A 13,388-nucleotide genomic window follows, 5' to 3' on the forward strand; every position below is an offset into this window, starting at 1 on the left:
CGGAGTTTTTTCTAACCTCTGACGCCCTTTTTCCCTGCGAAAGGCATATTCATGCGTTTTAATCCCCCTCCTTCGTGGCCAACTCCCCCAGACGGATGGACTCCCCTCCCGGCTGGCAGCCCCCATCCGATTGGGAACCGGCGCCAGAAGGTTGGCAATTCTGGATAGAGGACATAAATCCTGATCATCCTGACGCCGCTGAGCAATCCCCGCAAGAAGAAGTCACTCCCGACGAGGCCCAGCCAAAAGCCCGTCAGTTCTCACCTCTGACACTCGCCCTCGCAGCTCTCTTGGCTATCTCGGTTACCGGCAATATTGCCCAGGCTGCTATGGGTGGTGCACCGACCGAGGACAAGACTGCTCCTCCTCCGACAGCGATGAGCCAAGCCAAAGCGACTCCGTCGCCTACTCCGACTAAATCCGCCGAACAGCTCGAAGCCGAGCGCAAGGAAAGGGAACGCAAGGAGGAAGAAGAACGGCAGCGACGGGCAGAGGAAGAAAAGAAGGCAGCAGAGGAGGCAGCTGCCAAGGCTGCCGCAGAGGCCGAAGCGAAAGCCGCCCTCAAGGATAAATCCACCTACGAAGCGATCAGCGAACGCGACTGGAAGATTGTGGAGCAAAAGCCGGGGGATTACGTAGGTAAAAAATACGTGATCTATGGGTATGTCACTCGGACCGATGCGAACACCGCACCCGCGTTCCGTGCAAACACATCAGGCGAGAAGAAGCGCCGGTGGTATGACTACCCCGTCAACACCCTCGTGATTCCGGGAGACGACATCGAGGCCACCGTTGTCACTGATGATCTGGTCACCCTCTACGTCGAGGTAAGAGAAGCTTTCTCATACTCCACCACGATGGGTGGTTCGACGACTGTACCAGCGGTAACAGCACACGTTGTAGAGATCACGGGTCAGAAGAAGTAACAAACGCTACCGATTAACCGGCGGAAATAGCCGAAGCTCGTTGGTCAACTGGCCAGCGAGCTCGGCTAGTCCGGGAAGCGTCTGTGCTCTCGCGCGGCTGAGCTCGCTGCGCTGCTCGAGCTTGTCTGGCTCACGTAGGAGCTCGATGATGTCGTTGGCGATCGCTTCAGCATTTGGGGCAACGAGCGGATAGTCCTCCCCCACGACGACGCGGGTCCCGCCGACATCGGTGGCGACCAGCGCCGTGCCCGCGTGGAGCGCTTCTTGCACGGCGACGGGCTGGCCCTCCCACCGAGATGTCTGGACGGCGAGGGTGGTGCGTGTCAGCAGTTCCGCAACGTCATCGCGCCGGCCAAGGAGTTCGACGGGCAACTGGCGTTCCTCGATCTCGGCTGCGAGCTCATCGAAGTATGGGCCATCGCCTGCGACGAGCCAACGAACATTTGGCACCTTCTGCCCCACGATCTCCGCGGCATCAAGCAGGATGTCGAGTCCCTTTTGGTGACTGAGCCGTCCGACGGTGAGCAGGGTTGCTGCATCACGAGTCTGCGGGCCCGTCACAACGAGCGGCGTGGGACGAGCTGGGACGATCGCCAGATCCGCGATCGTTCCTAACTCGTGAGCCTTATCGACCAAATCGGGCGAGACACCGAGGACACGATCAGCGCCGGCTGCCACCACCCGAAACAGCGCCTCACCGGTTGCCCGCACGGCAGCAGAGCCGACCGGCATGTTGTGGAGCGTGACGACGATACGCGGCGGATCAGAGAGTGCCACGCACGCCAGAACGGCGAGCGCACCAGCTCGCAGCGTATGAGCGTGAATCACATCCGCATTCCGCGCCCAGGTCCGGACCGCCGCAATGGACCGCACATCGCGGCTCGTGGGTTTTGCCGCAATCTCGACGGGCACAGCGCGAGCCCCGGACATCTCAGCTGGCGACAAGGATTCGAGCACCGACGATGGCGCCAGGAGCGCGACCTGGTGGTGGCTGGTGAGCAACCCGAGGACATCAATGAGGTGGGAGCGCACTCCCCCAGATGTCGTGCCGGTCATCTCGATGATGCGCACTATGCCCTCACCGCCTTCAACGCGTTCCTATCTGCACCGTAGATACTCACGGCAACGAGCACGAGCGGGATGAGCGCTCCAATACCGGCAGCGACGGTAGCGAGCGCGACTCCGGGCTGCTCGCCCATGATCGCGGTCGTCGCGAAGTAGCCAAGAGCTGCGCCAATCGCGGCCGGCGCAATCGCAATGCCGACCGAACGCACGACGCCCACAAACGCGTCGGCTCCCGCGGCACGCCGCACCCCGAGCCACAAGATGATCGACGCGAGGCTCAAGCCGATGGCATGCGCGATCCCAAACGCTATGAGGGTCTGGGTACGCTCTCCCGTTTCACCGCGCACGAGGAGCACCCCGATGACGGCGGCCAGCGTGACGCTCCCCCACCCGATCACGCCCGCGACGACCGCGAGCCCGGACCGGTCGAAGGCGTAGAGCACTCGGGTGAAATGCAGCAGCAGCGCAAATCCGGGCAGGGCGGGTGCAACGGCATAGATTGCCGCAGCCATCTCGTCCCCTACGCGAAACAAGGTCGGGACGGCTGGAGCGGAGGCGATCAAGACCGCCACACCTGCGATCGAGACCGCAAAAATGAGCCGCGTCGAGCGCGAGACGAGTTGGGCCGCACGTTCGTGGCGCTCTTCTGCCACGGCCGCCGACAGCGCCGGGAAGACCGCCGTCACGAGTGGAACGATACCGATCGCATACGGCAGGAAGTAGACGGCCTGCGCTAACTGCCAAATTGAGAGCGTGCCCGCATCCCCACCAAAGGGCGAGAGCCACAAAATGGCGACGACGGAGGCCTGCTGCGCAAGCAGCACACCGATGCCCGCGCTCGCGAGCCGTCCGGCCTTGGCTGCCACGCCATCGGGAAAGGAAAACGTCGGCGTAAAGCGCACGCCGCGCCGCCAGGCCGGTACAAACAGCGGCAGGGACAGCGCCGCCACCCCGAGCGTCGTTCCCCAGCCAAGGACGTTGACGGCGAGGTCGGACAGTGCGCCCGGATTGTCCTGATGCCCCGCGGCGATGAAACCGAAGTAGAGGTAGGAGGCGATGACGACCAGCGAACTGAGCAGCGGCGCGATCGCGGGCCAGAAGAAGGAGCGATGCGCCTGCAGGATGCCCGATAGCACGATGGAAATCCCGTACAGCGGGATCTGCCACGCGAAGATCGCGAGCAGCCGCGCCATGAAAGCGTATTGCGCCGCGGCGAGTTCTGGGCTCGCGCCGGCCGGCGGCGGCAGCAGGTGGGCGATCGGTTCGGCCAGCAGGAAGACGAGGATCGCCAGTGGCCCAAGGATCGCGAGCGTATAGGTCAGTAGCGCCGACGCGCAGCGGTTGACATCGCCCTTGAGATGTTTGGCCAGCGGCGCCGCAATGATCGGCACGACGACCCCGGCGAGCGCACCCCCGGCGGCGACCTCGAACAGCACGTTCGGGATCTGGTTAGCCGCCGCGTAGCCGCCCGCGGTCGGCGAGCCGCCGTGCAGCGTCCAGGACTGGACGAGCCAGCGCACAAAGCCGACGATGCGCGAGGCGAGCGTGATGATGGCGATCATCGACGCGGCTCCAAGGATCGAGCTCAGCACCGGGCGGCGCATCGGCTAGCTCCGGCCCCACCGGTCGATCGCGGAAAGCGCCGGGTTAGCCTCGATGACGGCGCTGAACGAGACCTTCTCGCTCGCCAGGATCAGCGCGACGATAGCGCTCCCCGCCGCGACCCGCACGGGCCGCGACATCCCGCGGGCCAGCAGCACACCGATGGCGGCTCCGAGCGCATTCGCTCCCGTATCGCCCATCATTTTCTCGCCCGCAAGGTCCCCGGGGGCGGCCGTGGCGATCGTTGCGGTAAGGCCCGCGATATCCGCGCGGATCTCGCCCCTATCCTCGGCGAGGAGCGCCGCCAGGGCGGCGAGGGCGCCCGCGCCCTTGAGCGCCCGCCCAGGGCGCAGGTCGAGCAGGTTGATGAGGTTCGCGCTGCCCGCAATGAGCGCGGCGTCGACGCCGGTATCGATGAGACGCGCAAGGCCGCGTGCACCGCGGTCGCGCCCGATCATGAGCGCGGCGAGTCCCGCCGCAGCGGAGATGCCGACGAGCTTAGCGCCGCCGGTGGTGAGCTTGCCGCGCGCGAGCGATCGCAGGTGGCCCTTTAGCCCCTTGGCGTTGCCGGACTCGCGGTGATCGTCCAGCGCGCCGAAGCCCGCGCCGGCGGCCGCGGCGAGCAGCGCCGCGTCGTCGCGGGTGATGTGCGCGGTGGCAAGCGTCCCCGCGGCAAGGCCGACGCCTTCGGACAGGCTCACGCTCGCTCCGGCGTGGTTGGTGCGGGCGAAGGCCTGCGCGAGGGCGCCGTCGTCGATGGTGCGGGTGGCGAGCGCGGTTGCGGCAGCGGCCCCGCCCGCGGCGAGAGCGGTGAGCACTATTCCTCGCTCGTGGGGCTCTCGCTCGGCTCCGCGCCCTCGGGCTCGGCGGCCGGCGGCGTCGGCTGCGGCGCCACGGTATGCGGCGCGAGCGGCGCGCTCGCCCCGGTCTCGATGCCGTACTGGCCGGCGCCACCGCCGAGGCGCTCGGCGAGCGCCCGCGGCGCGTTGATTGCCGCGACCGGTGAGGCGACGGAGTCCACGGCCGGCAGGGTCTCGGCCATCGCGGAGGCGCGCAGCAGCGCCACGAGGTCAGTATCCGCCTGCGCGGATCCGACGACGAGCGTCGGCAGTACTTCGGCCATGCCGTTCGCGACGCGGGTGTAGGCCCGGCCGAGCTCGCGCACGGTTTCGGCGTCCTCAGGCTTGACCTCGGCGTGCGGCGCTCCGATGACGACGATCGCGGTGGCGGCCTCGGCGGTCGGCGTCACGATGGTCGCAAACGCGGGATCGTTCGTCGTAAGGAATTCCGTCAGCGTCGTCGCGCGCTGCTGATCGCTGCCCGCCAGGGCGAAGGAGGAGGCGAGCGCCTGCCCGAGGATCTCCTCGGTGGAGGCATCAGCGGCGGGTTCCGTCTCCAGGTAGGTCGTCAACTGCGAGGCGAAGGAGGAACGGAAGGTCGCAGTTTCCGCGTCCACCATGGCCTCGCTGACCTCCGTCTGGGAGACGACGGCGGCCCCGGCCTGGGTGAGCGCGGTGGTGATCGGCTCGATCTCGCCCGCGCCCGGCAGCGTCACGATCGCGATTTTCTGCCCCTCGAGCACTCCCTTGACGGCCTCGGGCTGCACGGCGGTGATGAGGTTGCCGCGCCCGAGCGCCTCGCGCCCGGCGGCGTCGAGGTCGGTGCGCAGCTTGTCGCGATCCGTGCGCAGTTCTTGCACCTGGCCGGTCAGGGCATCGGAGATGCCCTCACGCAGCGGGCCCGCGCCGAGCACGATGCCGACCGCGAGGGCCAGGAACACCGAGATCAGCGAGACGAGGTGATAGCGAAAATCAATCATGAGTCCAACCGTTACGAGGAGCCAAACAGGTGCTTGATGAAGTTCCACAGGTCATCCCACCAGGCGCCCGACAGCCCGAGGAAGGTCTGCCCGGCGGTGGTGGAGATGATGGCGACGAGCAGCGCGACGAGGCCCGCGACGGCGAGCAGGAAGAGCTGCCAGGTGGAGATCCGGGTGCGGTAGAGCCGCGAGACGCCCTTGGCGTCGACGAGTTTGGACCCGACGCGCAGGCGCGTGAGGAACGTGGATGACATGCCCGCGCGGCCCTTGTCCAAAAACTCGATGAGGGTGGCGTGGGTACCGACGGCGACGACGAGTTCCGCGCCGCGCTCATCGGCCAGCAGCATCGCGATGTCCTCGCTCGTGCCCGCCGCGGGGAAGATGACGTGTTCGACGCCGAGGTCTTCCACCCGCTGCTTGCCGGGCGCCCGCCCATCCCGGTAGGCGTGGACGACGATTTCGGCGCCGGAGGTCAGCGCCCGATCGGATACGGAGTCCATATCGCCGACGATCATGTCCGGGATGAGCCCCGCCTCCAGCACGGCATCGGCCCCGCCGTCGACGCCAATAATGACGGGGTGATACTCGCGCACGTAGGGACGCAGCATCGCGAGGTCTTCCTTGTAGTGATACCCGCGCACGACGATGAGCGCATGCCGCCCCTCGAACTCGGTTCGCACGACGGGGATGCCGACGCCATCCAGCAGCAGGTCGCGCTCCCGGTTGAGGTAGTCCATCGTGTTGGCGGCGAAGGCCTCCAGCTGCACGGACAGGCCCGCCCGGGCCTCGGCCATATTGGCGGCGAGCAAGTCGCCATCCTGCAGCACGCCAGCGGCGACGAGCTCATCGTCGGAGTAGACCTCGGCGCCATCGATGCGCACGCTCTGGCCGTTCTTCAGGTCCATGACCGTGCCGCCGAGGTCGTCGATGAGCGGGATGCCGGCATCCAGCAGGATGCCCGGCCCGAGGTTCGGGTAGCGGCCCGTCGTCGACTTCGCGGCGTTCAGGACGGCGGCTGGCGCGCACGCGGCCAGGGCCTCGGCCGCGACGCGATCGAGGTCCGCGTGGTCGATGACGGCGATATCGCCGGGGCGCAGCCGCTTGGTGAGGTCCTTCGTACGCGGGTCGACTTGGACGGCACCGGTGATGGTGCCGTCGGCGGCGACTTCGGCCGGACGACGGCCAGCGGAAAACAGTCTCACGGGCCTATCGTGCCACGGCTCGCCCCGCGATTAGCCGAGCGGCGTGCGCATGGCCCACATCGTGGCGCATTTGATACCGGGAGCTAGCTGGCGGCAGCGATCAACTCGGCGGCGTGTGTGAGCGCCACATCGGTGTCCGTCCCGCCCAGCATGCGGGCGACCTCGGCGACGCGCTCGCTGCCCTCGACGGCGCGGGCCGTGGTGCGCACGGTGGCGCCGTCGTGCTTTTCGATGACGATGTGGCCCGAGGCGAAGGCCGCGACCTGAGCGACGTGGGTGACGACGATGACCTGGTGGTGGGCCGCAAGCCGCGCGAGGCGCTTGCCGACGCGGGTCGCGGTTTCGCCGCCGATGCCGGCGTCGATCTCGTCGAAGACGAAAGTGCGCGCGGGCTGGCTCGCGGCGATGCAGACCTCCAGGGCCAGCATGAGGCGGGAGAGTTCGCCGCCGGAGGCGCCCTGAGTGATCGGTAGGAAGTCGGCTCCCGTGTGGGCGGCGAGTTCGAAGGCTATCTCATCGGCGCCGTGGCGGGCGGGCTCGATTTCCTCGACGCGGATGCGCACCCGCGCATTGGGCATGGCAAGATCGGCGAGCTCGGCGGTGATGGCCGCGCCGAGCTTTGTGGCGGCCGCGCGCCGCGCGTTTCGCAGCGCGGTTGCTGCCTCAGTGAGCGCTGCCGCGGTTTTCTCGGCCGCGGCCCGCGCGGCGGCGAGGGCCTCCGGAGAGTCATCAAGCTCGGTGAGCTCACGCGCCGCATCATCGCGCCAGGCAAGGGCGTCGCTGATCTCCGGCCCGTAGACGCGCAGCAGTTGGGTGATCGCCGCGCGGCGGGCGTGGATCTGGTCGAGCTCGCCGGGCGCGACGTCCAGGTCGCCAAGATAGCCGGAGAGCTGGCTCGCGACGTCGGCGATGACGGTGGCGGACTCGGCAAGCTGGTCAACCAGCGGGGCGAGCGACTCATCGACGTGGCTAGCACCGCTGAGCGCGCGCTCGGCCTCAGCGAGCTGGGCGGTGGCCGCGTCCTCGCGCGCCCCCAGGTGAGCGTAGGCGGTCTGAACGCCGCGGCGCAGCTCGTCGATATTGGTCAGGCGCTCGGCACGCGCCTTGAGCTCGTCGTCCTCGCCGGCTTTCGGGTCGACCTCCTCGATCGCGGCGATCCCGGCCCGCAGGGCCGCGGCGCGTTGCGCCCGCTCGGTGGATGACTCATTCAGCTTAGCGAGCAGCTCGGCGGCCTGCCGTGCGGCATCGAATGCGGCGACGTACCGGGCGCGGGCGGCCGCGATCTTCTCGCCGCCGAAGGCGTCGAGGATCGCGCGCTGGTGGGAGGCCCGCCGCAGCTTGAGCTGTTCGGCCTGACCGTGGATCGTGACGTAGCGTTCGGCGAGCTCGGCCAGTACCCCGGCCGGCACGGGCCGGCCCCCGAGGCTTGCGCGCGCCCGCCCGCTGGCCGGAACGCTGCGCGAGACGAGCAGCGCGCCATCATCGAGTTCGCCGTCGACGCGCTCAGCAAGCGCGGCAAGCGCCGCGGGATCGTCCGGGTCGCAGATCGCCGCATCGACCGTCGCGCGCTCGGCGCCGGCGCGCACCCGGGAGGCGTCGGCCCGGTCCCCCGCGATGAGCCCGATCGCGGTCAGCAGCATCGTCTTGCCCGCACCGGTCTCACCGGTTATGACGCTCAAGCCGGGTCCGAAGGACAGCTCGGCGCGTTCGATGACACCGATATTGGTGCAGGCGAGCTGATCGATCATGGCCTTTCCTGGTGCCTCCACGAGCGGACGGGGAGTTTAAATTTTGCCACGAGGCGGCCCGAAAATGGCGATGTCCACAGCCGCGCGAGGTGGACGGGCTCTTCGGCGTGCGTGATCTCGATGTGGGAGCCAACGGGCGCGGCAAGACGCCGCCGACCATCGCACCACAGCTCGCCGTCGACGAATCCCATCTCGTTCATCACGACGGTGATCGTCGAATCGGGGCCGACGACGAGCGGGCGGGCGAACAGCGCGTGCGCGGCGATCGGCACGATGAGGATCGCCTCCACGTTCGGCCAGACGACGGGGCCACCGGCCGAGAATGCGTAGGCGGTGGAGCCTGTCGGGGTGGAGACGACGAGGGCGTCGCAGGAATAGGAGGAGATCGGGTGGTCATCGACGCCGATGGTGAGATCGACCATCCGGGCACGCTCGACTTTTTCTAGCGCGAGTTCGTTCAGCGCCCACCCGGTCTCGACGCTGCCATCGGGCTGGGTGACGCGCACGGCGAGCGTCATGCGGGTTTCGACGGTGAAGTCGCGGGCGACGAGGCGCGCCACGACGTCGGCGAGCGATTCGGGATCGGCCTCGGCGAGGAAGCCGACGTGTCCGAAGTTCACGCCGATGACGGGGATGTCCGTGCCGCGCACGCCGTCGGCCGCGCGCAGGATCGTGCCGTCGCCGCCAAGGACCAGCACGACGTCGGCGCTGCGCAGTTCGGCCTCGGCGACGACGGTGCCGCCGGCGTCCTCGATGAGGCGCACGACGTGCGGGATGCGCGCGAGATCGGATTCTTGCTGGCGCGAGACAATGCCGATCCGTGTCATGTCGCGTCCTTTCCCGCGGGTCCGGCCGCAATCGCGGCGGCGATCGCGTCGGTGAGGTCCGGGCCCGTCAGCGCCGCGCGCGGCGGCTCGGCGGCGGGGCCGGCTAGCGCAATGAAGTATTCCACGTTTCCGGCCGGTCCTGGCAGTGGCGAGGGTGCCACGGCCCACACCTGCAGCCCAGCCTCGATCGCGCATTGCGCGACGGCCGCGACGCTCTCGGCGTGCAGCGCGGTATCGCGCACGACGCCACCCTTGCCGAGCCGCTCCCGTCCCACCTCGAACTGCGGCTTGACCATGAGCAGGTAGCTCGCGGCGGGCGCCGCGGCCGCGGCGAGCGCGGGAATGACGAGGGTCAGCGAAATGAAACTGAGATCGGCGACGACGAGGCTCGGCGCGGGCGCAACCGTCGCGGGATCGAGCGTGCGCACGTTCGTGCGGTCGTGGATCTCGACGCGCGAATCGGAGCGCAGCCGCCAGTCGAGCTGGCCGTAGCCGACGTCGACGGCGACGACGCTCGCCGCACCGCGGCGCAGCAGCACGTCGGTGAATCCGCCGGTCGAGGCGCCCGCATCGAGCGCGCGCACACCCTCGATCTGCGGCGCGTCTGACCCCAGGTAGTCGAGCGCGCCGAGGAGTTTGTAGGCGCCGCGCGAGGCCCATTCCTCGCCCGGCGCATCCACGACCTCGATCGCCTGCGCGGGGTTGACCTGGCGCGCGGGCTTCTCAACGATCCCGCCATCGAGGCGCACCCGCCCGGCTTCGATCAGCTCGCGGGCGTGCGTGCGCGAGTCGGCGAGCCGGCGCCGCACGAGCTCCGCATCGATCCGCGCCAGGCGCGCCATCAGCGTTCGCCCTGCTCGCGGGTCAGCGTCTCGGTCAGCTTGGCGTGGATCGCACTAAAAACCTCTGGATGCCGCTGAAGCGGCGTCTCCTCAAGGCTTGCCAGCAGCTCCTGCGTATTCGCCGTCTGCCGCGCGTGGTCCTTCGGCGTCGCCTCGCTCATCGCGTCACCTCAAAGCGCACGGGGCGAACCGCGTGCCCGGAATCGGCGGCGTCCCACGCGGCGGCGACGAGCGCCCGGTAGGTCGCCACATCGACGGCGACGTCCTGCGCGAGAACCTGATCGTCCTCGCCGACGCACAGCGCGCCATCGATGACGGCGGCCTGCGCCTGCCCGCAGCGCGCACGCCCGGGCGCGACGACCTGCGCGTCCTCGTAGGGCTCGGTGAGCGCCTCGAGATCGGTCAGCAGATAGGTGGGCCGCTCGTGCGGGGCCGCGCGCACAATCGCGGCTGCATCGCTCACGCCCGTCAGCACGTGAATGCTCGGCATGCCGGCCGCGACGCCCCCGGCGATATCGGTATCGAGGCGGTCGCCGATGACGACGGGTGCCTTCGCCCCCGCCGCTGCGGCGCTCGTGTGGAAGATCTCGGGCTGCGGCTTGCCGGTGGAGGTCGGTGTCACGCCCGTGGCATTGACGACGGCGGCCACGAGCGAGCCATTGCCGATTTCAAAGCCGCGCTCGGTCGGCAGCGTCGAGTCGAGGTTCGTCGCGATGTGATCCGCGCCGGCGTTGATCGCGAGCACGGCCTCACTCAGCTCCGCCCAGCCGACGTCGCGCGCGAGTCCCTGGACGACGACGCGCGGCCGGTCCGCGGCCGAGCCGGTCAGCCGCATGTCCTCGGCTTCGAGCGCCTCGCGCAGCCCATCGCCGCCGACAACGAGGCAGAGCGTGCCGCGCTCATAGCGCTTAGCGCACAGCAGCGCGGCCGCCATCGCCGACGTCATGACGTCCTTCGCCTCGGTGGGCACGCCCAGCCGGCTGAGGTGGGCGGCCACTTGGTCGGGCGTCCGCATCGCATTGTTCGTCACGAACAGGAATGGCAGCCCCGCCGCGCGCGCCGCGGCGATCCCGCGGTTCGCGCTTTCGATCGGATCCGAGCCGTGAAACGCCACCCCGTCCAGATCGCACAGCGCGAGGTCAAAGTTGTCGATGAGTGCGCTCATCGCGAGCCCTACTCGTCTTCGACGAGGGTAATCTCCTCGTCGATCGATTCGCCGCCGGGCCCTTGCTCGCCGAGCACCTCCGGATCGAGCTCGAGCGCCGTCGCGCGCGCCGCTTCGGCTTCCGAACCACGTTCCAGCTCCTCCAGCCGATCGGCCTTGACCGAATACAGCCGCGCCTTCAGCTCATCGTCATAGGACTGGCTGAGCTCGTCCTCAATGATCGCGAGCCCCGCCTCGTACTCGCCGAGGTCCGCGCGCGCCCCAGATTCGACGAGCGCGAGCTCGACCTTGAACTGGTCGGTCAGCGATTCACGATCCGCCTCGGCAATGACGTCGAGCGCCCGCTCGGGCCGGCCCATGCCGCGTTCGCAATCCGCCTCGATGACGACGTGCGCCTTCGTGCCGGTCAGGCGCCGCAGCGCATGGATCTCGCGCAGCGCAAGGTTGTACGCCCCGACGGCGTAGGCCGTCATCGCGAGAGCCTCGCGTACGATGCCGACGCGACCGCCGTGCCGCTGCGCCGCCAGCGCATGTTCGTGCGCAGCCTGCGGATCATCGTTGACGAGCACGCCCGCCATGACGAGGTGGCGCGCCACGAGCTCCGCGTTGTCCTTGGACAGCGTCTGCAGGTGTTTGCGCATCGCCGGGTCGAGCATGTCCGCGGTGATTTCCTCGCTCAGCTCAGGATCGCCCTTAGTGTTGATCGGGGCCTCATCGCGCTGGTCGCGATCGCGCTTGAAATCGCGGTCCTTGCGGAATCCGCTGCGGTCCTCGCGCCGATCATCGCGCCGGCCGTCACGGTCGCCGAAGTCCTTGCGGTAGCCACCACGACGGTCATCACGGTCACCAAAGCTCTTGCGGTAACCGCCCTGGCGATCATCCCGGTCCCGGCCGAAGCCGCCGCGACGATCATCCCGGTCGCCGAAGTCCTTGCGGTAGCCACCACGACGGTCATCGCGATCACCAAAGCTCTTGCGGTAACCGCCCTGGCGATCATCCCGGTCCCGGCCGAAGCCGCCGCGACGATCATCGCGGTCGCCGAAGCTCTTGCGGTAACCAGCGCCGCCACCACGGCGGTCATCGCGATCACCGAAGCTCTTGCGGTAACCGCCCTGGCGATCATCACGATCGCCGAAGCTCTTGCGGTAACCACCGCCGCCACTACGGCGGTCATCACGGTCACCAAAATTCTTGCGGTAACTGCCTTGGCGATCATCCCGGTCCCGGCCATAGCCGCCGCGACGATCGTCACGGTCACCGCGGTAACCGCCGCGGCGATCATCGCGGTCTCGACCATATCCACCACGGCGATCGTCGTTGTTTCCGTAGTTCTTGCGGTAGCCACCGCCGCCACGGCGATCATCGCGATCGCCGTAGTTCTTGCGGTACCCGCCCTGGCGATCATCGCGATTGCCGTACGAGGATCCCGAGCTCTTCCGGTAACCTTCCCGCCCGCCGTCTTTGCCGTAGCGGGGCTTGTTGTATCGGTCGCCGTCGTCTTGTCGACGATCGGAAGAGTCGTGTTCAGTCATGGTGTCCTCTATCTGTTTATGTACCCCTCATAGCCTAGTAGACGAAAAGTTCCGTCACAGGCGGGGGAAGAATGTCATTGATTACGTATGCGGACGCGTTAGGTCAGGGCTGTTCGGTTGCGCCGAACCGCTCCCGTGGCTGCCATAAAGCCGAGTTTTTCGTAGTACGGGATCAATTCCTCGTCGCACATGAGATCGATCGCGTACATCGACTCTAGTTCCGCGACCATACGCTCGACCAGTTCCCGTCCGATTCCCTGTTGCTGGTAATCGGGATGAACTTCGAGCCAAGGAATGAAGGCGTTCAACACACCGTCGCTTATGGCATTGATATAGCCGACGACCTTACCGTCTGCTACAGCCCAGATCCGGCGGTAGCTGCCATCCATCACGTCGATAAGCGTCTGAGCGTTGGGAGGGCTCGGCCAACCGACGAAGAATCCGTCGATCATGTCCGGACGAATGTCAGCGGAGTCGTAGTGGAAGGAAATCACGTAGCAATCCTTCCAGCAATTACTGCCTACATCCACTAGATATGCCGGTGGCCCCACCTTGTTGGTGGGGCCACCGGGTTTGGGTGGTGTCGGCGGTGTCCTACTCTCCCACACTCTCTCGGGTGCAGTACCATCGGCGCTGGAGGGCTTAGCTTCCGGGTTCGGA

Annotated in this window: 14 protein-coding genes and 1 rRNA gene; 2 read left to right on the forward strand and 13 right to left on the reverse strand. The window is 67.8% G+C overall.

The features are described from left to right. Positions 1-95 precede the first annotated feature (95 nt). Entirely contained in the window at positions 96-926 is an 831-nt protein-coding gene (locus MUN85_RS11350; protein ID WP_250506794.1) for a hypothetical protein, read from the forward strand. Positions 927-932: 6 nt separating this feature from the next. On the opposite strand, the gene MUN85_RS11355 is transcribed toward MUN85_RS11350, so the two are convergent. The 11 genes from MUN85_RS11355 to MUN85_RS11405 form a co-directional block, all read right to left on the reverse strand. After that, entirely contained in the window at positions 933-1,997 is a 1,065-nt protein-coding gene (locus tag MUN85_RS11355) for a glycosyltransferase (RefSeq protein WP_250506795.1), read from the reverse strand. Further along, complete coding sequence (gene murJ, locus MUN85_RS11360; RefSeq protein WP_250506796.1) at positions 1,997-3,553, reverse strand: murein biosynthesis integral membrane protein MurJ; 1,557 nt, start codon at positions 3,551-3,553, stop codon at positions 1,997-1,999. The genes MUN85_RS11355 and murJ overlap by 1 nt, the downstream gene beginning before the upstream one ends. Before the next feature lie 45 nt (positions 3,554-3,598). Beyond that, entirely contained in the window at positions 3,599-4,411 is an 813-nt protein-coding gene (locus MUN85_RS11365) for a hypothetical protein (RefSeq protein ID WP_250506797.1), read from the reverse strand. Continuing rightward, positions 4,411-5,412, reverse strand: a complete 1,002-nt coding sequence (locus tag MUN85_RS11370; protein WP_250506798.1) for a copper transporter — start codon at positions 5,410-5,412, stop codon at positions 4,411-4,413. Before MUN85_RS11370 ends, MUN85_RS11365 begins: the two co-directional genes overlap by 1 nt. An 11-nt stretch (positions 5,413-5,423) precedes the next feature. Beyond that, on the reverse strand, positions 5,424-6,608 hold the full coding sequence (steA, locus tag MUN85_RS11375; protein WP_250506808.1) for a putative cytokinetic ring protein SteA: 1,185 nt from the start codon (positions 6,606-6,608) through the stop codon (positions 5,424-5,426). Between the two features lie 89 nt (positions 6,609-6,697). Next, a complete protein-coding gene (recN, locus tag MUN85_RS11380; RefSeq protein WP_250506799.1) occupies positions 6,698-8,362 on the reverse strand; it encodes a DNA repair protein RecN in 1,665 nt (554 codons plus the stop codon). Beyond that, a complete protein-coding gene (locus MUN85_RS11385) occupies positions 8,359-9,189 on the reverse strand; it encodes an NAD kinase (RefSeq protein ID WP_250506800.1) in 831 nt (276 codons plus the stop codon). Before MUN85_RS11385 ends, recN begins: the two co-directional genes overlap by 4 nt. Further along, positions 9,186-10,031 carry a TlyA family RNA methyltransferase gene (locus tag MUN85_RS11390; protein ID WP_250506801.1) on the reverse strand — a complete coding sequence of 282 codons (846 nt, stop codon included), beginning with the start codon at positions 10,029-10,031 and terminating at the stop codon, positions 9,186-9,188. Before MUN85_RS11390 ends, MUN85_RS11385 begins: the two co-directional genes overlap by 4 nt. Continuing rightward, entirely contained in the window at positions 10,031-10,192 is a 162-nt protein-coding gene (locus tag MUN85_RS11395; RefSeq protein ID WP_250506802.1) for a hypothetical protein, read from the reverse strand. The genes MUN85_RS11390 and MUN85_RS11395 overlap by 1 nt, the downstream gene beginning before the upstream one ends. Beyond that, entirely contained in the window at positions 10,189-11,196 is a 1,008-nt protein-coding gene (locus MUN85_RS11400; protein WP_250506803.1) for an HAD-IIA family hydrolase, read from the reverse strand. Before MUN85_RS11400 ends, MUN85_RS11395 begins: the two co-directional genes overlap by 4 nt. Before the next feature lie 8 nt (positions 11,197-11,204). Then, on the reverse strand, positions 11,205-11,852 hold the full coding sequence (locus MUN85_RS11405) for a hypothetical protein (protein ID WP_250506804.1): 648 nt from the start codon (positions 11,850-11,852) through the stop codon (positions 11,205-11,207). Here MUN85_RS11405 and MUN85_RS11410 point away from each other — a divergent pair. Further along, positions 11,826-12,761: a hypothetical protein gene (locus MUN85_RS11410; RefSeq protein ID WP_250506805.1), complete on the forward strand. Its 936-nt coding sequence runs from the start codon at positions 11,826-11,828 to the stop codon at positions 12,759-12,761. The two genes, MUN85_RS11405 and MUN85_RS11410, sit on opposite strands and share 27 nt — an antisense overlap. 65 nt (positions 12,762-12,826) lie before the next feature. Here MUN85_RS11410 and MUN85_RS11415 read toward each other — a convergent pair whose 3' ends face one another. Together MUN85_RS11415 and rrf are read right to left on the reverse strand one after the other, a co-directional pair. After that, on the reverse strand, positions 12,827-13,222 hold the full coding sequence (locus MUN85_RS11415) for a GNAT family N-acetyltransferase (RefSeq protein ID WP_250506806.1): 396 nt from the start codon (positions 13,220-13,222) through the stop codon (positions 12,827-12,829). A gap of 87 nt (positions 13,223-13,309) precedes the next feature. Continuing rightward, positions 13,310-13,388 (reverse strand): 5S ribosomal RNA (gene rrf / locus MUN85_RS13080); the annotation flags it as partial.

The sequence above is a fragment of the Bowdeniella massiliensis genome (assembly GCF_023634005.1).
Classification (GTDB): Bacteria; Actinomycetota; Actinomycetes; order Actinomycetales; family Actinomycetaceae; genus Bowdeniella; species Bowdeniella massiliensis.

Bases quoted from the DNA above. Each gene is read 5' to 3' on its own strand.
- MUN85_RS11350 (WP_250506794.1), top strand. From the start codon at position 96: ATGGACTCCCCTCCCGGCTGGCAGCCCCCATCCGATTGGGAACCGGCG.
- murJ (WP_250506796.1), bottom strand. From the start codon at position 3,553: ATGATCGCCATCATCACGCTCGCCTCGCGCATCGTCGGCTTTGTGCGC.
- MUN85_RS11370 (WP_250506798.1), bottom strand. From the start codon at position 5,412: ATGATTGATTTTCGCTATCACCTCGTCTCGCTGATCTCGGTGTTCCTG.
- recN (WP_250506799.1), bottom strand. From the start codon at position 8,362: ATGATCGATCAGCTCGCCTGCACCAATATCGGTGTCATCGAACGCGCC.
- MUN85_RS11385 (WP_250506800.1), bottom strand. From the start codon at position 9,189: ATGACACGGATCGGCATTGTCTCGCGCCAGCAAGAATCCGATCTCGCG.
- MUN85_RS11390 (WP_250506801.1), bottom strand. From the start codon at position 10,031: ATGGCGCGCCTGGCGCGGATCGATGCGGAGCTCGTGCGGCGCCGGCTC.
- MUN85_RS11395 (WP_250506802.1), bottom strand. From the start codon at position 10,192: ATGAGCGAGGCGACGCCGAAGGACCACGCGCGGCAGACGGCGAATACG.
- MUN85_RS11400 (WP_250506803.1), bottom strand. From the start codon at position 11,196: ATGAGCGCACTCATCGACAACTTTGACCTCGCGCTGTGCGATCTGGAC.
- MUN85_RS11405 (WP_250506804.1), bottom strand. From the start codon at position 11,852: ATGCTCGACCCGGCGATGCGCAAACACCTGCAGACGCTGTCCAAGGAC.